Origin of the sequence: Neorhizobium galegae (assembly GCF_017877055.1) — a bacterium.
Taxonomy (GTDB): domain Bacteria; phylum Pseudomonadota; class Alphaproteobacteria; order Rhizobiales; family Rhizobiaceae; genus Neorhizobium; species Neorhizobium galegae_D.
This window is the reverse complement of sequence record NZ_JAGIPG010000001.1, coordinates 1,284,840-1,302,002: the sequence shown is the minus strand read 5'-3', so window position 1 is coordinate 1,302,002 and position 17,163 is coordinate 1,284,840. Positions and strand designations below refer to the sequence as shown.

At 62.2% G+C, this 17,163-nt stretch carries 18 protein-coding genes; 11 read left to right on the top strand and 7 right to left on the bottom strand.

The window, feature by feature from the left end; translation table 11 throughout:
• The first annotated feature begins 72 nt into the window (after positions 1–72).
• The 3 genes from J2857_RS06090 to J2857_RS06080 are packed head-to-tail and all read left to right on the top strand — an operon-like array spanning position 73 to position 2,618.
• Entirely contained in the window at positions 73–1,023 is a 951-nt protein-coding gene (locus J2857_RS06090) for a carbohydrate ABC transporter permease (protein ID WP_210009088.1), read from the top strand.
• Entirely contained in the window at positions 1,013–1,876 is an 864-nt protein-coding gene (locus J2857_RS06085; RefSeq protein WP_210009087.1) for a carbohydrate ABC transporter permease, read from the top strand. Before J2857_RS06090 ends, J2857_RS06085 begins: the two co-directional genes overlap by 11 nt.
• A gap of 1 nt (position 1,877) precedes the next feature.
• On the top strand, positions 1,878–2,618 hold the full coding sequence (locus J2857_RS06080; RefSeq protein WP_210009086.1) for a tyrosine-protein phosphatase: 741 nt from the start codon (positions 1,878–1,880) through the stop codon (positions 2,616–2,618).
• 35 nt (positions 2,619–2,653) lie between these two features.
• Here J2857_RS06080 and J2857_RS06075 read toward each other — a convergent pair whose 3' ends face one another.
• Together J2857_RS06075 and J2857_RS06070 are read right to left on the bottom strand one after the other, a co-directional pair.
• On the bottom strand, positions 2,654–3,631 hold the full coding sequence (locus tag J2857_RS06075) for a S1C family serine protease (RefSeq protein ID WP_210009085.1): 978 nt from the start codon (positions 3,629–3,631) through the stop codon (positions 2,654–2,656).
• Between the two features lie 102 nt (positions 3,632–3,733).
• Complete coding sequence (locus J2857_RS06070) at positions 3,734–4,528, bottom strand: NAD-dependent epimerase/dehydratase family protein (protein WP_210009084.1); 795 nt, start codon at positions 4,526–4,528, stop codon at positions 3,734–3,736.
• Positions 4,529–4,761: 233 nt separating this feature from the next.
• Here J2857_RS06070 and J2857_RS06065 point away from each other — a divergent pair, with 233 nt between their 5' ends.
• The 8 genes from J2857_RS06065 (at position 4,762) to J2857_RS06030 (ending at position 12,946) form a co-directional block, all read left to right on the top strand.
• Entirely contained in the window at positions 4,762–5,514 is a 753-nt protein-coding gene (locus J2857_RS06065) for a FadR/GntR family transcriptional regulator (RefSeq protein WP_210009083.1), read from the top strand.
• A gap of 75 nt (positions 5,515–5,589) precedes the next feature.
• A complete protein-coding gene (gene kdgD / locus J2857_RS06060; protein WP_210010055.1) occupies positions 5,590–6,495 on the top strand; it encodes a 5-dehydro-4-deoxyglucarate dehydratase in 906 nt (301 codons plus the stop codon).
• A 4-nt stretch (positions 6,496–6,499) separates the two neighbouring features.
• Complete coding sequence (locus tag J2857_RS06055) at positions 6,500–7,636, top strand: mandelate racemase/muconate lactonizing enzyme family protein (RefSeq protein ID WP_210009082.1); 1,137 nt, start codon at positions 6,500–6,502, stop codon at positions 7,634–7,636.
• On the top strand, positions 7,636–8,502 hold the full coding sequence (locus J2857_RS06050; protein WP_210009081.1) for an amidohydrolase family protein: 867 nt from the start codon (positions 7,636–7,638) through the stop codon (positions 8,500–8,502). Before J2857_RS06055 ends, J2857_RS06050 begins: the two co-directional genes overlap by 1 nt.
• 82 nt (positions 8,503–8,584) lie before the next feature.
• Positions 8,585–9,556, top strand: coding sequence for a TRAP transporter substrate-binding protein (locus J2857_RS06045; RefSeq protein ID WP_210009080.1), 972 nt, complete (start codon positions 8,585–8,587; stop codon positions 9,554–9,556).
• 85 nt (positions 9,557–9,641) lie between these two features.
• Complete coding sequence (locus J2857_RS06040; protein ID WP_037083455.1) at positions 9,642–10,163, top strand: TRAP transporter small permease; 522 nt, start codon at positions 9,642–9,644, stop codon at positions 10,161–10,163.
• Complete coding sequence (locus J2857_RS06035; protein WP_210009079.1) at positions 10,163–11,443, top strand: TRAP transporter large permease; 1,281 nt, start codon at positions 10,163–10,165, stop codon at positions 11,441–11,443. Before J2857_RS06040 ends, J2857_RS06035 begins: the two co-directional genes overlap by 1 nt.
• A gap of 69 nt (positions 11,444–11,512) precedes the next feature.
• On the top strand, positions 11,513–12,946 hold the full coding sequence (locus J2857_RS06030) for an aldehyde dehydrogenase family protein (protein WP_210009078.1): 1,434 nt from the start codon (positions 11,513–11,515) through the stop codon (positions 12,944–12,946).
• Positions 12,947–13,004: 58 nt separating this feature from the next.
• Here J2857_RS06030 and msrA read toward each other — a convergent pair whose 3' ends face one another.
• The 5 genes from msrA to J2857_RS06005 all read right to left on the bottom strand — a co-directional run bounded on the left by msrA (position 13,005) and on the right by J2857_RS06005 (position 17,154).
• Positions 13,005–13,529, bottom strand: coding sequence for a peptide-methionine (S)-S-oxide reductase MsrA (gene msrA / locus J2857_RS06025; RefSeq protein WP_210009077.1), 525 nt, complete (start codon positions 13,527–13,529; stop codon positions 13,005–13,007).
• A 73-nt stretch (positions 13,530–13,602) separates the two neighbouring features.
• The gene (locus tag J2857_RS06020; RefSeq protein ID WP_210009076.1) at positions 13,603–14,295 is read right to left on the bottom strand and encodes a hypothetical protein; all 693 of its coding nucleotides are present in this window, start codon (positions 14,293–14,295) and stop codon (positions 13,603–13,605) included.
• Positions 14,296–14,303: 8 nt separating this feature from the next.
• Positions 14,304–15,356: an ABC transporter ATP-binding protein gene (locus J2857_RS06015; RefSeq protein WP_210009075.1), complete on the bottom strand. Its 1,053-nt coding sequence runs from the start codon at positions 15,354–15,356 to the stop codon at positions 14,304–14,306.
• Positions 15,357–15,389: 33 nt separating this feature from the next.
• The gene (locus J2857_RS06010) at positions 15,390–16,232 is read right to left on the bottom strand and encodes a carbohydrate ABC transporter permease (protein WP_210009074.1); all 843 of its coding nucleotides are present in this window, start codon (positions 16,230–16,232) and stop codon (positions 15,390–15,392) included.
• The gene (locus tag J2857_RS06005) at positions 16,222–17,154 is read right to left on the bottom strand and encodes a carbohydrate ABC transporter permease (protein ID WP_210009073.1); all 933 of its coding nucleotides are present in this window, start codon (positions 17,152–17,154) and stop codon (positions 16,222–16,224) included. Before J2857_RS06005 ends, J2857_RS06010 begins: the two co-directional genes overlap by 11 nt.
• Between the last annotated feature and the right edge of the window lie 9 nt (positions 17,155–17,163).

The following is a 17,163-nucleotide window of genomic DNA, read 5'->3' as shown; positions in this document are numbered from 1 at the left end:
AGGAGATGCCGGGCGGGTCTCGCTTTCCCGTCCGGCATCGTTGTCCCTTCGGGGACCTTTCGGGGAAATTTCATGACCGACATCCAGGCCGATTTCGCAAGACCGCTCGCCGTTGCCCGGGCGCCCGCGGCTGGCCGCCAGCGCGGCCCATTCACCGTGCAGCCCTGGCTCTATCTGGCCCCGGCGCTGTGTCTCCTCATGATGTGGACCTATGTGCCGTTGGTCGAGGCCTTCCAGCTCTCGTTCTACCAGTGGAACATGCTGCCGACCTCCCCGCAGCGCTACGTGGGCCTCACCAACTACCAGCGCCTGTTCGCCTTGCCCGAAATGCGCGCCGCCCTCTGGAACACGCTTTTCTACATTCTCGGCCTCTTCCCGATGTCGGTGATCATTCCGCTCTTCGTGGCGATCTGGACCCAGGATCTCGAGGGCCGCGCGCGGACGATTTACCGCGCGCTGATCTTCGTGCCGATGATCGTCGCCCCCGTGGTCGCCGCCATCCTCTGGCGCTGGCTGCTCAACGAGGACCAGGGGCTGATCACACTTGGCCTGGAGACGATCGGTCTCGGCCGCATCGGTTTTCTGACCGACCCGAACTATGCGCTTGCGACCCTGACCTGGATCACCGGCTGGAAGCTGATCGGCTTTTCCACCCTGCTGTTTTCCGCCGCCAATGCCGGCATCAACGCCTCCTATATCGAGGCAGCACGCATCGACGGCGCCAGCCGCTGGGGCATCATCCGCGATATAAGACTGCCGCTGCTGTCGCCGACCATCCTGCTTCTGTCGATGATGACCATCCTGTTCGGGGCGCAATGGAGCTTCGCCTATATCAACGTGCTCACCAATGGCGGCCCGCTGAAATCGACCACCAACATCTTCTACCTGCTCTGGGAATACGGTTTCCAGACCATGTCGGCCGGCTGGAGTTCGGCGGCCGGCATGATCGCCTTTGCCGGTTTTGCGGTGGTTGCAGCGGCCTGCATGTGGCTCACGAAAAGGTTCGCGGTCTATGACAATTGACGTTTCGCCTGATCTTGCCTCGCTTGCCACCGCCGGGCCGAAGGCTGGCCATGCCCGCCGGTTGGCTGTGCATGCTGTCATGATCGTCCTGTCTTTCCTGTCGATCTTTCCGATCTACTGGATGATCGTCACCTCGCTTCGGCCAGAGAACGAGATCTTCTCCACCTCGCTCTGGCCGTCCAACCCCTCGCTCGAAAACTATGTCTTCGTGCTGACCCGCATTCCGATGATCGGGATGCTGATCAACACCACGATCGTCTCGGCCGCGACGGCCCTCCTGCAGGTGGTCACCGGCCTGTTTGCGGCTTATGCGCTGGTCCGCTGGCGCATGCGCCTTTCCGGCGTCATCCACGGGCTCATCGCGCTTTCCTGGCTGGTGCCCTTCCAGGTGACGATGATCCCCAACTACGTGCTCGCCTCGCGGCTCGGTCTTCTGGATACGCTGACCGGTCTCATCGTGCCGAATGCGGCGCATGCCTTCGCCATTCTGCTGCTCTACAACGCGATGCGTTCCTTCCCGACCGAAATCCTCGAAGCGGCGCGCATCGACGGCACGAGAAGCTGGAAGATCCTCTGGCAGATCGTCGTGCCGAACATGGGCGCACCGATCGCCTCGCTGTCGATCATCGCCTTCATCTCCGCCTGGAACGAATATTTTTGGCCGCTGCTGCTCTCGCGCAAGCCGGAAAACTCGGTCGTCCAGATCGGCCTCCAGATGTTCATGACCCAGGAGGGCAATCTCTGGGGACCTCTGATGGCCGCTGCCACACTCGCCAGCCTGCCGATCCTGATCATCTACCTGGTCCTGCAACGCCACGTCATCGAATCCTTCATGAAATCCGGAATCCGCTGAGATGCTGAGTTACGAACGCCTGATCGCGCTGGAAGGCGCCCACAATGTCCGCGACCTCGGCGGTTACAGGACTGCCCGCGGCGGCCTGACCCGCTGGCGCTCGATCCTGCGCGGCGACGCATTGCACCGCCTGAGCGAGGCCGATATCGACACCTTGCTGGACAACGGACTGACCACCGTCATCGACCTGCGCAACGCCCACGAGATCGCCGCCGAGGCCAATCCGTTCGCGGGCCATGCCGAAGTGCGCTACCATAACACGCCGCTGTTTTCGGCACTGGCGCCGGTGGAGATGATGGCAAATGCCGCAGTGAGCTTCGGCATGGGCGACCGTTACTGCCAGGCGATCGACGACTGCCAGCCGGCCATCGCCGAAGTCTTGAAAACCATCGCCGACGCGCCCGAAGGCGCCGTGCTCTTCCACTGCAGCGCTGGCAAGGACCGCACCGGCGTGATTTCGGCGCTGCTGCTCGCCAATGCCGGCGTCGATGAGACGACCATTATCGAGGATTACGCCCTGACAGCGACGATTTCCGGTCCGCTGATCGCGAGGCTCAGGGATCGTGCCCTCGGCCGCGGCACCCCCGCAGCTCTCGTCGATATCGTGCTCGCTTCGGAACCGCGCAGCATGCGCCAGGCGCTCGACCATATCGGCAAGAACTACGGCAGCGTACGGGACTACCTCGTCCATCTCGGTTTCGACGAACCGGCGATGGAGCGGTTGAGAAGCCGTCTGTCTTAAGGCAGGGCGCCTCGGCTGACAGCCTCTCCGGGCTGTCATGCGCCGTTATGCGGCCGGGCGGCGGGAACGAGCACGCGATCGACGATCCGTGAGTCGAGATCGTAGACGGAGATCGGCGTGTCCTTGCCGATCCGGGTCCCGTCCAGGAGACGGATCAGATCGTCGGCGCCGCCGACCGGCTGGCCGTCGATCGCCAGGATGAAATCGCCTTCCTTCAAACCCGCTTTGTCAGCCGGGCTGCCCGCATCGATGCGGCGGATGCGCACCGTCGTCTCCTGCGTCATCCCGGCCTTCACCGCCACACGGCGCGGCAGCGCGGTCGTATCGACGACGATGCCGATGAAGGCGCGCCGCACATGCCCGAAACGCAGGATCTCCGAGACGACGAAATTGGCGGTGTTGGAGGCGACCGCAAAGGCAATGCCCTGCGCGCCGCGGATGACCGCGGTGTTGACGCCGACCACCTCGCCGGAAGCCGAGACCAGCGGTCCGCCGGAATTGCCCGGATTGAGGGCGGCGTCGGTCTGCACCACGTCGTCGATCAGCCGGCCCGTGGACGAGCGCATCGAGCGGCCGAGCGCGGACACGACGCCTGAGGTCACCGACCAGTCGAAGCCGAGCGGATTGCCGATTGCAATCGCGATATGGCCGCGCCGCAACTTCTGGGAATCACCAAGCCGTGCCCAGGCCTGAACGTCCATGTCAGCACGCACCAGCGCGATATCGGTGTCAGCGTCGCGACCGAGAACAGCGCCCTGCCCGACCGCACCGTTGGCGCTGCGGATGCGCACCGTCTTGGCGTCGGAAACGACATGATGGTTGGTGATGATCAGGCCATCGGGCGAAATCGCAAAGCCCGACCCATGGCCCCCTTGGCCGGCAACGCCGCCGAGCCGCTCGATGCGGCTAACGGCAGGACCGACGCGGTCGACCGCGCCGGCAACCGTCTCCGAATAGGCGTCGAGAAGGACGCTATCCTCGGGGACGGGAGGATTAATATCGATAAATCCCATGACAAGAACTCCACAAAACACCTTCTAAGAGAGGAGAAGGTTTTAGTAGGAGCTGATGTGGTGGGTTCGAAAGCCGGAAACAAGAACCCGGCAATCGCCGGCTCAGTCCTCCGAAAAGATCGGGTCCTGAGTGAACATGCCGCCCTGATAGATGGCAGCCGGCGACGTCGGTTCCGGACGCCCCTTGGCATCCAGCTCGGCGCGGAAGCGCTCGGCATTGTCCTTCGGTTTCCAGCCGAGATAGGAGGCGTGGGAATTGTCCCACCACTTGCTATCATTATCGGAAATGCCCCAGATGATTGGGCAGCCGAGCATCGGCGCGCGGAAAACGCAGTCGATCAGGGACGCGAAATCGTCATAGGACATCCAGCCGGACAGCATGCGGTGGTTGATCGGTTTTTCGAAGCAGCTGCCGATCCTGACGAGCGCCGTCTCCTGGCCGAATTTTTCGAAATACATGCGCGCCAGAGCCTCGCCGAAACATTTCGACACCCCGTAGAGACCGTCCGGCTTCATCGGAGCCTTGACGTCGATATGCTCGTCCTGGCGATAGAAGCCGACGACGTGGTTGGAGCTGGCGAACAGGATGCGCGGCTGACCGTGGGCGCGCGCCGCTTCGTAGAGATTGTAGAGGCCGAGCAGGTTGGCGTTGAGGATTTTCGAGAACTTGTCCTCCACGGAGATGCCGCCGAGATGCAGGATACCGTCGCAGCCCTCGACCAGCTTCATGACCGCATCCGGGTCTCCGAGGTCGCAGGTGACGACTTCCTCATTCGGCCCGGGAGTGCCGATATCGACGATGTCCGAGAGGCGAAGCGTCTCGGCAAAACCGGCAAGTCGCGAGCGCATGGCGCGTCCGAGGCCGCCGCCGGCACCGGTGATCAAAAGTCTTTTCAAGAAATCATCCTCCGAAAGCGGCCCGTCGACCGCGGCAATCCAGTTCATTGGCCAGTTCATCGGCCGGTTTGTCGGCCGGTTTGTCGGCCAACTTGTTCGTGACAAGCGTCGATACTTATCATACATGTTGAGAAAGCTCGGTCAACAAGTCGGGGCCTGTGTGGCGCAGCGGCTCAGCTTGACATTCGAGTTGGCGCCATAGTGTGATGCGGCGCCGAGCAGGGAGGAATGAAATGAGCGTTGAAACCAGACTCGATACCGGCAGGGGATCGAGGACGCTTGTTTCCCGCCTCGGAGAAACGCTGCGTCAGGCGATTGCGGCAGGACAGTTTCCGCCGGGCTCGCGCCTGCCAAGCGAAGCGCAGCTGACCGAGGCGCATGGCGTCAGCCGCACCGTCGTGCGCGAGGCAATCGCATCTCTGCGCGCCGACCGGCTGGTGGAGGCGCGTCAAGGCGCCGGCGTCTTCGTGCTGGAGCCTTCGCGTAACGTGCAGCCGGTCATGCTGTCGCTCTCGAATATCGATCTCGCCCGCGTATCCTCGATGATCGAGCTCCTGGAGCTTAGAACCGCGGTGGAAGTCGAGGCCGCGGGGCTTGCCGCCCTTCGTCGCTCGCCCGCGCAGGAAGAGGTCATCCTCGATCGTCATTATGCGGTCCGGGCCTGTCTCGAAGCGGCAAAACCGACCAGCGAGGCGGACTTTGCCCTGCATCTGGCCATCGCCGAGGCGACCAACAATCCCCGGTTTCGCGAATTCCTGACGATGATCGGCCGCAGCCTGATTCCGCGCGCAGCCCTGCGCCCGGACGATTCGGAGGCCGACCAGGCGACCTATATCAAGCTGCTCGACGAGGAGCACAACGCCATCGTGGTGGCGATTTCCGACGGTGACGAAGAAGGCGCCCGCGACGCCATGCGCCGGCATCTGCGGGGTGCGCAGCTGCGTTATCGCACCCTCCTGCGCGAGCTCCGTGAATCTGTAAGATGACTTGTTGACACAAGTCAGCGCAACCTGTACGACAATTTCTGTCTGGAGGAGACGCTTACAGAGGAAATCCGCATGATGACGCCTGAAGAAATCAAGGTCGCACTTGGTGCCGGCCTGCTGTCCTTTCCCGTCACCCATTTCGACACGGAAGGCCAGTTCCAGCCGGAAAGCTATCGCCGCCATGTGGAATGGCTGTCGGGCTACGACGCACCGGTCCTGTTTGCCGCCGGCGGCACGGGCGAATTCTTCTCGCTGTCCCCCAATGAAGTTCCCGGTATTGTTTCAGCCGCCAAGGAAGCCGCTGGCAAGACCGCGATCGTCTCCGGCTGCGGTTTCGGCACCCAAGTCGGCGTCGAGATGGCCCGTGCCGTCGAAAAGGCCGGCGCCGATGGCATCCTGCTCCTCCCGCACTACCTGATCGATGCGCCGCAGGAAGGCCTTTACCAACATGTGAAGCGCATCTGCCAGTCGGTTGGAATAGGCGTCATGGTCTATAACCGCGACAACTCGATTCTGACCGTCGACACGCTGAAGCGCCTCTGCGACGAATGCCCGAACCTGATCGGGTTCAAGGACGGCAGCGGCGATATCGGGCTTGTCCGACAGATCACCGCCACGATGGGTGACCGGCTGATGTATCTCGGCGGCATGCCGACCGCCGAACTCTTCGCCGAAGCCTATCTCGGCGCCGGCTTCACCACCTATTCCTCGGCGGTCTTCAACTTCGTGCCGGGTCTTGCCGTCGATTTCTACAAGGCGCTGCGCGCCGGCAACCGCGCCCGCTGCGAGGAGATCCTCAAGGACTTCTTCTATCCCTTCATGGCGATCCGCAACCGCCGCAAGGGTTATGCCGTCGCCGCCATCAAGGCTGGCGTGCGCCTGCAAGGCTTCGATGCCGGCAAGGTGCGCCCGCCGCTCGACGACCTGACGGCGGAGGAAGAAGAGATGCTCCTGAAGCTCATCGGCCCCTGGAAGCGGTGATCCCATGAAGATCGTTTCCGTTCGCACCCATCTCCTCGAACACAGGCTCGACGTCGCCTTCGAAAGCGCCTCGATGCGCTTCGATCGCCGCGCCCATGTGCTCGTCGAGATCGAGTGCGATGACGGTACGATCGGCTGGGGCGAATGCCTCGGCCCTGCCCGGCCGAATGCCGCCGTGGTCGCAACCTATGCGAACTGGCTGATCGGCGAAAACCCGCTCGAAACCGAAAAGATCTGGGCGCGTCTCTATAACGCCCTGCGCGACCAGGGCCAGCGCGGCCTTGCCGTCACCGCACTGTCTGGCATCGACATCGCGCTCTGGGACATCAAGGGCAAGCATTTCGGCGTGCCGGTCTCGATCCTGCTCGGCGGTCGGTTCCGCGAGAGCGTCAAGGCCTATGCGACCGGCAGCTTCAAGCGCGACGGCGTCGATCGCGTCGAGGACAATGCGACGGATGTCGCCCGCTATTGGGGTGAAGGTTTTCACGCCAGCAAGATCAAGATCGGCTTCGGCGTCGAGGAGGATTTGCGCGTCATCCGCGCCGTGCGCGACGCCGTCGGTCCCGACATGCGGCTAATGGTCGATGCCAACCACGGTTATGACGCCATCGAGGCGATCAGGTTCGGCCAGGCGGCGGCAGAACTCAACATCGACTGGTTCGAGGAACCCGTCGTGCCCGAACAGCTCGCCGCCTATCGCGAAGTCCGCGCCCGCCAGCCGATCCCGGTTGCCGGCGGCGAGACCTGGCACAGCCGCTGGGGCATGCGCGAGCCGGTGGAAACCCGTGCCGTCGATATCCTCCAGCCCGACCTTGCCGGTGTCGGCGGCTTTACCGAAGCCAAGCGCGTCGCCGATCTCGCCTCGCTGCATGGCATCCGCGTCGTACCGCATGTATGGGGCACCGCTGTCCATATCGCCGCCGCATTGCAGTTCATGGCGGCGATGATCCCGAGCCCGGTTCGGGTCAATCCGATCGAACCGATCCTCGAATTCGACCGTACCCACAATCCGTTCCGTCAGGCGGTGATCAAAACCCCGATCGAACACGAGCGCGGCGTGGTGCAGATCCCGAACGGCCCAGGCCTTGGAATCGAAATCAACCGCGATGCGCTCAAAGAATTCCGCATGGGAGATATCTGATGCTCGTTCGCACCCTTTCCGGCACGCCCCCCCAGACCAGACTGCCAAAGGGCGCGATCGACACTCAGATGCATGCTTATCTGCCGGGTTTTCCATCGCTCCCCGGCGGTCCCGGCTTGCCTGCGGGAGATTTGCCAACGCCCGCCCAATATCTCGAGTTCATGCGCTGGATCGGCATCGATCGGGTGATCGTCACCCAGGGCAATGCCCAGCAGCGCGACAATTCCAATCTCAACGCCTGCCTTGCGGAATTCGGTTCGATCGCCCGCGGCGTCTGCGTCATCGACAGCACCACGTCGGAAGCCGAGCTGGATAGCCTCGCAGCGGCCGGCAATGTCGGCGCCCGCATCATGGACCTGCCGGGCGGCGCGGTGAACCTGTCGGAACTCGAAGCCGTCGACGCCAAGGCTGCCTCCCGCGACTGGATGGTCGCCGTCCAGTTCGACGGTAGCAACATTCTCGACCACGAAGAGCGTCTGAAGAACCTGAAGTCCCGCTGGGTCTTCGATCACCACGGCAAGTTCTTCGCCGGCGTCACGCCCGACAGCCCGCAGGTCGACGCCGTCAAGCGCCTCATTGACGGCGGCAAATGTTGGTTCAAGTTCGCCGGCGTCTACGAATCCTCGAAGGCTGGCGGCCCGGACTATGCCGATGTCGCCGCGGTCGCCCGGGAAATCGCCAAATATGCACCGGAACGCATCGTCTGGGGCACCAACTGGCCGCATAACCTCGCCCGCGAACAGGCCGATTATCCGGATGACGCGGCGCTGACAGATACCGTGCTCGGCTGGTTCCCCGACGATGCGGCACGCGAGCTCGCGCTCGTGAAAAACCCCGAAGAACTTTACGGCCTGCCCGCCCGATAGACGGCAAGGGAGGCCCGGGGAAGACTGATAGATTCAACGACCGGGGCGTGGAGGCTCCGGCGCTCACCCAGAGGAGGACAACATGAAACTCACGAAACTGCTCGGCCTTGCCTTCGGCCTCGCGCTCGGCGCGACGGCCGCCAATGCACAGGTTACCCTGCGTTCCGCCGACATCCATCCGGACGGTTATCCGACCGTCGATGCCGTGAAATACATGGGCGAACTGGTCTCCCAGCGCACCAATGGCCGCATCAAGATCCAGGTGATGAACAACTCGGTACTGGGCGGTGAAAAAGACACGATCGAGCAGACCCGTTTCGGCGTCATTGATATGAACCGCGTCAATGCTGCGCCGTTCAACAACCTCGTGCCGCAGACCACCGTTCTCGGCCTGCCCTTCCTGTTCCGCTCGACCGAGCACATGCACAAGGTCGTCGACGGCCCGATCGGCGACGAAATCCTGAAGGCCTTCGAACCGCACGGCCTGATCGGCCTTGCCTACTACGATTCCGGCGCGCGCTCCTTCTATACGACCAAGAAGCCGATCACCAAGCTTGCCGACCTGAAGGGCATGAAGATCCGCGTCCAGCAGTCAGATCTCTGGATCGCCATGATGCAGGCCTTCGGCGCCAACCCGACGCCGATGCCGATGGGCGAAGTTTATTCCTCGCTCGAAACCGGTGTAGTCGACGGCGCGGAAAACAACTGGCCTTCCTATGAATCGGCCCGCCACTACGAGATCGCCAAGAACTACACGCTGACCGAACATTCGCTGAACCCGGAAATCCTGGTCATGTCCAAGATCTCCTGGGACAAGCTGACCCCGGAAGACCAGAAGATCTTCCGCCAGGCGGCCAAGGACTCCGTCGTCAAGATGCGCGAACTCTGGACGGCTCGCGAAAAGACCTCGGAAGCCAAGGTTCGTGCCGGTGGCGCCAACGTGATCAAGGTCAACAAGGACGAGTTCTCGGCCGTCATGAAGCCGGTCTACGACAAGTTCGTCACCGATCCGAAGCAGAAAGCCCTGCTGGAACAGATCCAGGCCGTCAAGTAAGCCGACCGGAGACCGGCCCTCGCCAAGAGGGCCGGTTTTTTTCTTGCATATCCGGCAGCCTTGCTGCCGCGAAGAGGACAGGATCATGAGAAACTTCATGCTGGCCATAAAGCCCTATCTGGGCGGGCTTAGCCGCATATCACTTTATATCTCCGGCATCGGCATGATCGCCATGACCCTCATCGTCGGCTGGCAGGTGTTCGGGCGTTATGTCCTGAACGACTCGCCGAGCTGGTCCGAGCCGCTGTCGCTCTATCTGATGTCCTGGTTTATCATGCTCGGAGCAGCCGTCGGCGTGCGCGAGAGCGTGCATCTCGGACTCGATATCGTTCGCTACGTCATGCCGCCGGCAATCCAGAAGGCCATGGACCTCCTGAGCCTGGGCCTGATCGTGTTCTTCGGCATCGGCATGGCCTATTATTCGACGCTGCTGGCCATGGGGACCTGGTCGGCCACCATTCCCGTTCTCGGCTGGCCGGGCGGCACCGACTTCTTCCCGATGATCGTCGGCGGCGCCATGATCTCCCTTTTTGCTCTGGAGCGCTTCGTCGACGTCGCCATCGGCGAGGAAGTTGCTGCCGACGTCCTCGTGCAGGAGGCTGCGTAATGGCCTATGCCATTCTTTTCGGTTCGTTCACATTCCTCATGCTCATCGGCATGCCGATCGCGTTCTGCCTCGGCATCGCATCCTTCGCGACGGTCCTCTACATAGGCCTGCCGCCGATCGTCGTCTTCCAGCAGCTGAATTCCGGCATGAACGTCTTCGCCATGATGGCGATCCCGTTCTTCATCTTCGCCGGCGACCTGATGGTGCGCGGCGGCATTGCTCAGAGGCTGATCCGCTTCGCGGCAGGCCTTGTCGGCCACATGCGCGGCGGTCTCGGCCAGGTCAACGTCGTCGCCTCGACATTGTTCGGCGGCATTTCCGGCTCGGCCGTGGCGGACGCGTCGGCCGTCGGCGGCTTGATGATCCCGCAGATGGCTGCGCGCGGTTATGACAGGGACTATGCAGTCAACGTGACGGCCAACGCCGCCATCATTGCGCTGATGATCCCGCCCTCGCACAACATGATCCTCTATTCGATCGCAGCAGGCGGCAACGTCTCCGTCGCCGACCTCTTCACCGCCGGCATCGTTCCCGGGCTGCTGCTCGCCGGCGCGCTGATGGTCACGGCCTGGTGGGTTGCCGTCAAGCGCGGTTATCCGGCCGATCCCTTCCCGGGCTTCGCCCGTGTCGGTTATTACCTGCTGGCCTCGCTGCCGGGCATCCTGCTGATCGCCATCATCTTCGGCGGCGTCCGCTCCGGCGTGTTCACGGCAACGGAAAGCTCCTGCATTGCCGTTCTCTACGCCTTCCTCGTCGCCATGCTCGTTTATCGCGAACTGAACTGGGACGGTTTTATCGAGGCCGTGATGGGTGCCGTGCGCACCACCGCGATGGTACTGCTGGTCATCGGCACCGCCGCCTCGTTCGGCTGGCTGATGGCGTTCCTGCAGGTCCAGACGCTGATCATCGCCGCGATCGGAGCGATCTCGGACAATCCGATCATCGTGCTCCTGATGATCAACGTCATCCTGCTGGTCCTCGGCACGTTCATGGACATGGCGCCCATGGTCATCATATCGACGCCGATCCTGCTGCCCGTCGTCAAGGCCTTCGGCATCGATCCGGTCCATTTCGGCGTCATCATGATCCTCAATGCCGGCATCGGTCTCAACACTCCGCCGGTCGGAACCGTGCTCTTCGTCAGTTGCGCAGTCGGCGGCATCACGATACGTGAAGCGATGCGTACGATCTGGCCTTTCTTCGGAGCCAGCATCGCAGTATTGCTGCTCGTGACTTACATCCCTGCCCTGTCGCTCTGGCTGCCAAGCGTTTTCAGATGAGCGACTGAACAAGCTTTATCTGCCGGTCCCGCCCCCATGGCGGGACCTTTCACATGAAAGGAGAGGTCCATGACCATCTACCAGAACCTGATCGCCGGCGAATGGGTCGGCTCCGACGCTTCCAAGAACATCAATCCCTCCGATACGAATGACATCGTGGGCATGTATGCTCAGGGCGGCGCCGACGACGCCAGGCAGGCGATTGCCGCCGCCAAAGCCGCTTTCCCGGCTTGGTCGCGCTCCGGCATCCTGGAACGCCACGCGATCCTCAGAAAGACCTCCGACGAGATCCTCGCCCGTAAGGAAGAGCTCGGCGCGCTTCTCGCGCGCGAGGAAGGCAAGATCCTTCCCGAAGCGATCGGCGAAGTCACCCGCGCCGCCCAGATTTTTGATTTCTTCGCCGGCGAAGCGCTGCGCCTGACCGGCGAAATGGTTCCGTCCGCCCGTCCGAACATCGGCGTCGAGATCACCCGCGAACCGCTCGGTGTCATCGGCATCATCACGCCCTGGAATTTTCCGATCGCCATCCCGGCCTGGAAGATCGCTCCGGCGCTCTGCTATGGCAACACGGTCGTCTTTAAGCCTGCTGATCTCGTGCCGGGATGCGCCTGGGCAATCGTCGATATCCTGCATCGCGCCGGTCTGCCGAAGGGCGTGCTGAACCTTGTCATGGGCCGCGGCTCGGTGGTCGGCCAGGCCATGCTCGACAGCCCGGATCTCGCCGGCATCACGTTTACCGGCTCCACCGGCACGGGAAAACGCGTCGCACTTGCCTCGATCGAGCATAACCGCAAGTTCCAGCTCGAAATGGGCGGCAAGAACCCGATGGTCGTCCTCGACGACGCGGACCTCAACGTCGCCGTCGAAGCCGCCGCCAATTCCGGTTTCTTCTCGACCGGCCAGCGTTGCACCGCTTCGTCCCGCCTGATCGTAACCGAAGGCATCCACGACAAGTTCGTCGCAGCACTCACCGAGAAGCTGAAGACGCTCAACGTCGATAACGCCATGAAGGCCGGCAGCCATATCGGCCCGGTCGTCGACGACAAGCAGCTGAAGCAGGATACCGACTATATCGAGATCGGCAAAAACGAAGGCGCCAAGCTCGCCTTCGGGGGCGAACTCGTCAAGCGTGACACGCCCGGCTTCTATCTGCAGCCGACGCTGTTCACCGAAGCGACCAACCAGATGCGCATTTCGCGCGAGGAAATCTTCGGACCGGTCGCATCGGTCATCCGGGTGAAGAACTACGAGGAAGCGCTGGCAACCGCCAATGACACGCCGTTCGGCCTCTCCGCCGGCATCGCCACCACCAGCCTCAAGCATGCGACGCATTTCAAGCGCAACTCCGAGGCCGGCATGGTGATGGTCAACCTGCCGACCGCCGGTGTCGATTTCCACGTGCCGTTCGGCGGCCGCAAGGCCTCGTCCTTCGGCCCACGCGAACAGGGCAAGTATGCCGCTGAATTCTTCACCGTGGTGAAGACCGCCTACACGCTGGCCTAAACAAAAAAGGCGCTGTCATTTCGAAATGGCAGCGCCTTCTATTCAGAAATCGAGATACTTATTCGGCAGCAGCCACGCTGGCGCGCTTCGGCAGCTTCCAGTTCGGACGCGGGAAATGGCAGGTATAGCCATTCGGATAGCGCTCCAGGTAGTCCTGATGCTCCGGTTCGGCCTGCCAGAAATCACCGACCGGCTCCACTTCCGTCACCACCTTGCCCGGCCACAGACCTGAAGTATTCACATCGGCGATCGTGTCTTCGGCGACGCGTCTCTGTTCGTCGTTCTCGTAGTAGATAGCCGAGCGATAGCTCATGCCGATATCGTTGCCCTGGCGGTTCTTCGTCGACGGATCATGGATCTGGAAGAAAAACTCCAGGATATCGCGATAGCTGGTCTTGGCCGGATCGAAAATGATCTCGATCGCCTCGGCATGGGTGCCGTGATTGCGGTAGGTCGCGTTCGGCACGTCGCCGCCGCTATAGCCAACGCGGGTCGAAACCACGCCGGGCAGACGCCGGATCAGGTCCTGCATGCCCCAGAAACAACCACCGGCCAATACGGCCCGTTCGGTAGACGTCGTCATGCTTTCCTCCTTCGGTTTTGGATTTGCCTTAAAATGGCGATCCGACGGAAGAAATTCAATCCATCTCCACCACTCAACCGGCCGCCGCCTCGACGATCGGGCGAACCGCCGCTTCCAGGCTCTCAGGCGTCGTGCCTGTGACGATGACACCGAGCAGCGGCGCCGCAATGCCGGCCGCCTTCAGCTTTGCCATATCGTCGGCCACGAAACGCTTCTGGCTCGGGGCGATGACGGGAATATCGGCCTTCGAGGTGATTTCCCCGTAGCGGTCGAGATCGGCCTCGTTGAGCGGCCTGGCGTAATCGGCAAACGACGCGACCGAAGCCTCCATCATCGCGCCGGGAATGGCGACGATGGTCTTCAAATCCTCGTCAGTGCTTTTTTCGCCCAGCGCCGGGATCGGACGGAGCTTCGATTGCAGCAGATGCGGCTGAAGATGGTCGAAATAGACGTTGAAACCTTCAAAACCCAGATCCGCCAGGGCATCGAGCTCATTCAGGGTCGGCACCGTCTCCTGGCCGGCCATCACCAGCAGCGGCACCCCGAGCGTCGAAAGCTTTTCAAAAAACGGCCGTTCCTGCGAAAAGCTGCCGAAGGTCGTGCCGGTGGCGCGGTGGTAGGCGTTGAGATGCACCTTGATGGCAAATGCCCCTGCCCCGATCGCCGCCTTGGCGAGATCGAGATCATGGCGAGCGAGCGACACGATGACCGGGAAATTGCCGCCGCGCAGCGCCCTGGTGAGCTTGGTTTCAGGATAATCAGGCATGATAAGCCTCAGTTCAGCCGCTGGCCGTCATCGGCCGCGAAGAGATGGATATTGTTGAGCTCCGGCCACATGCGGATCGTTGCTCCGGGCGAGAGCGACACGCGCTCACGAAACACGCCGGTCACCAGCGTCTCGCCGAGCTTCATGGTCACCTGCGTTTCCGAGCCCATCGGCTCGACCAGCACGATTTCCGCAGGCACGCCGGTCTCATCCAGGGCAAAGTGTTCCGGCCGGATGCCGTAGACGGCCTTTCGGCCCATGTGCCCAAGCGCTGTTTCGGGTATCGGCAGCATGACGCCGGGTGCCGTAAAACCCTCCGACGTGATCGTGCCGGTGAGGAAATTCATCGACGGCGAGCCGATGAAGCCGGCGACGAACTGATTGGCCGGCCGGTCGTAGAGGTCGAGCGGCGCACCGATCTGCTCGACCCGGCCGCCGTTCAGCACGACGATCTTGTCGGCCATGGTCATCGCCTCGACCTGGTCGTGGGTCACATAGATGGTGGTCGTCTTCAGCCTCTGGTGCAGGCTCTTGATCTCCCCGCGCATGACCACACGCAGCTTGGCATCGAGGTTCGACAGCGGCTCGTCGAAGAGGAACACCTTGGGATCGCGCACGATCGCCCGCCCCATGGCGACGCGCTGGCGCTGGCCGCCGGACAGCTGGCGTGGGTAGCGGTCCAGCAGCGGCGCGAGGCCAAGGATGTCGGCTGCCCATTTCACCCGTTCGGCAATCTCCGCCTTGCTGCCGCCGCGATGTTCCAGCGAGAAGCCCATGTTGGTCGCAACCGTCATATGCGGATAGAGCGCGTAATTCTGGAAAACCATGGCAATGTCGCGATCCTTCGGATCAAGGTCGTTGACCACCCGCCCGCCGATCTTCACCTCGCCGCCGGTGATCGTCTCCAGCCCAGCGATCATCCTCAGCAGCGTGGATTTGCCGCAGCCGGATGGTCCGACCAGTACGACGAATTCGCCGTCGGTGATGCCGAGATCGATGCCGTGGATGATGTCGACGGCGCCATAGCTCTTGCGGACATTGGAAAGGGTAACTTCAGCCATCAATCATATTTCCGTTTCTTCAGCCCCGGGATTTCAGCCCTTGAGGCCGGTATGCGCGAGCCCTTCGACGAATTGCTTCTGCGCGATGATGAAGACGATGAGAACGGGGAGCGCCGTCAGGGTCGCTGCGGCAAGCTGGATGTTCCACATCGGCCCGCCATAGGCGTCGGTATATTGGGTCAGCGCCTGCGGCAGCGTGAATTTGTCGGCGCTCGACAGGAACACGATCGGCTCGAGATAGAGGTTCCAGGAGTGCAGGAAGGTGAAAATCGCCACGGAAGCGAGCGCCGGCCTTGCAAGCGGAAGCGCGATCTTCCGAAAGATCTTGAAGCGCCCGAGGCCATCGACGCGCGCCGCCTCTTCGAGCTCGGCAGGCAGCGCAATGAAGAACTGCCGCATCACGAAGGTAGCGAACACGCTCGGCGCGCCGAAGATAGGCACGAGAATCAAAGGCCAGTGGGTGTTGACCATGCCGGCCTTCAGGAACATCTGGAACAGCGGCACGATCGTCACTTCCGACGGGATCAGCAGCCCCAGCAGCACGACCATGAAGATCGTATTGGCGAACGGAAACCTGATGCGCGCGAAGGCATAGCCAGCCATGGAGGAGACGACCATCGTGCCGACCGTCACCAGCGCCGCGATATAGGCCGAATTCCAGTACTGCTTAACGAAGGGCTGCAGTTCGAAGACCTTGGAATAGGTTGTCCAGTCATAGCTTTCCGGCACGAGCTGCGGCGGAAAGGCAAAGATGTCGCTGATCGGCTTCACCGACGACGTCACCATCCACCAGGTCGGAAAGACGAAGGGGACCAGGAGAACGCAGAGCAGGCCGTAGAGAAAAACCTGCATGCGCGGGGAGAGCTCAGCTTTCATAAAAGACGATCCTCTTGCGCATCTGCCACTGGGCGAAGGTCAGCACGGCGACGATCGCGAACAGCACGATCGACAGCGTCGAGCCGTAGCCGAAGAGGTGGAACTGGAAGGCCTGCTGGTAGAGGTAATAGACGAGCACTGTGGTCGTTAGACCCGGCCCACCTTGGGTCAGCACCGCGATCTGCGCGAACACCTGCAGCGACCCGACGATGGTGATGATCGAGGTCAGCAGGATGGTCGGGCTGATCAGCGGCAGGGTGATGCGGCGGAACTGCTTGAAGCGCGGCGCACCGTCGATGCGGGCGGCCTCGTAGAGTTCGTTCGGCACGCCCTGGAGGGCGGCCAGGAACAGGATCATGTTGAGGCCGACATTCTTGAACACCTGCACCACGATCACCGAGATCATCGCCGTCACCGGTTCACGCAGCCAGTTCGGCCCCTCGATGCCGAAGACGAGCAGCACGCCGTTGATGCCGCCGTTCTTCTGCAAGAGGAAACCCCAGACGATCGTCCAGGCGACAAGCGACACGACGACGGGCGAGAAAAACAGCGTGCGGAAGATGGTGATTCCGGCGAGCTTTTGGTTGAGCAGCACCGCGAGCAGCAATGCCAGGCTCAGGTTGAAGATCACCAGCCCCGCGGAAAAGATCGCCGTCGCCCCGAGCACCGAAGGCAGGTTCGTGTCCTCGAGCAGCATCTGGTAGTTGGTGGCGCCGGTATAGGTGAAGGTATTGGCGAGTACGTTCCACTCGTGCAGCGAATACCAGAACACCAGGCAGAGCGGGATCAGCACGAAAAGCGTGATCCCGATCAGCTGCGGGGCGATGAAGAGAAAGCCGGCGAGGCTGTCGCGCCGCGCGACCGTCCAGAACGACGATGAGGAGCGGCCTTCCGGACGGGCGGTTTGCTGCGCGACAGCCATCAGTTTGTC

Coding starts and splice junctions, on each gene's coding strand:
- J2857_RS06090 (WP_210009088.1), top strand. CDS start 73: ATGACCGACATCCAGGCCGATTTCGCAAGACCGCTCGCCGTTGCCCGG.
- J2857_RS06085 (WP_210009087.1), top strand. CDS start 1,013: ATGACAATTGACGTTTCGCCTGATCTTGCCTCGCTTGCCACCGCCGGG.
- J2857_RS06080 (WP_210009086.1), top strand. CDS start 1,878: ATGCTGAGTTACGAACGCCTGATCGCGCTGGAAGGCGCCCACAATGTC.
- J2857_RS06075 (WP_210009085.1), bottom strand. CDS start 3,631: ATGGGATTTATCGATATTAATCCTCCCGTCCCCGAGGATAGCGTCCTT.
- J2857_RS06065 (WP_210009083.1), top strand. CDS start 4,762: ATGAGCGTTGAAACCAGACTCGATACCGGCAGGGGATCGAGGACGCTT.
- kdgD (WP_210010055.1), top strand. CDS start 5,590: ATGACGCCTGAAGAAATCAAGGTCGCACTTGGTGCCGGCCTGCTGTCC.
- J2857_RS06055 (WP_210009082.1), top strand. CDS start 6,500: ATGAAGATCGTTTCCGTTCGCACCCATCTCCTCGAACACAGGCTCGAC.
- J2857_RS06050 (WP_210009081.1), top strand. CDS start 7,636: ATGCTCGTTCGCACCCTTTCCGGCACGCCCCCCCAGACCAGACTGCCA.
- J2857_RS06045 (WP_210009080.1), top strand. CDS start 8,585: ATGAAACTCACGAAACTGCTCGGCCTTGCCTTCGGCCTCGCGCTCGGC.
- J2857_RS06040 (WP_037083455.1), top strand. CDS start 9,642: ATGAGAAACTTCATGCTGGCCATAAAGCCCTATCTGGGCGGGCTTAGC.
- J2857_RS06035 (WP_210009079.1), top strand. CDS start 10,163: ATGGCCTATGCCATTCTTTTCGGTTCGTTCACATTCCTCATGCTCATC.
- J2857_RS06030 (WP_210009078.1), top strand. CDS start 11,513: ATGACCATCTACCAGAACCTGATCGCCGGCGAATGGGTCGGCTCCGAC.
- msrA (WP_210009077.1), bottom strand. CDS start 13,529: ATGACGACGTCTACCGAACGGGCCGTATTGGCCGGTGGTTGTTTCTGG.
- J2857_RS06020 (WP_210009076.1), bottom strand. CDS start 14,295: ATGCCTGATTATCCTGAAACCAAGCTCACCAGGGCGCTGCGCGGCGGC.
- J2857_RS06015 (WP_210009075.1), bottom strand. CDS start 15,356: ATGGCTGAAGTTACCCTTTCCAATGTCCGCAAGAGCTATGGCGCCGTC.
- J2857_RS06010 (WP_210009074.1), bottom strand. CDS start 16,232: ATGAAAGCTGAGCTCTCCCCGCGCATGCAGGTTTTTCTCTACGGCCTG.
- J2857_RS06005 (WP_210009073.1), bottom strand. CDS start 17,154: ATGGCTGTCGCGCAGCAAACCGCCCGTCCGGAAGGCCGCTCCTCATCG.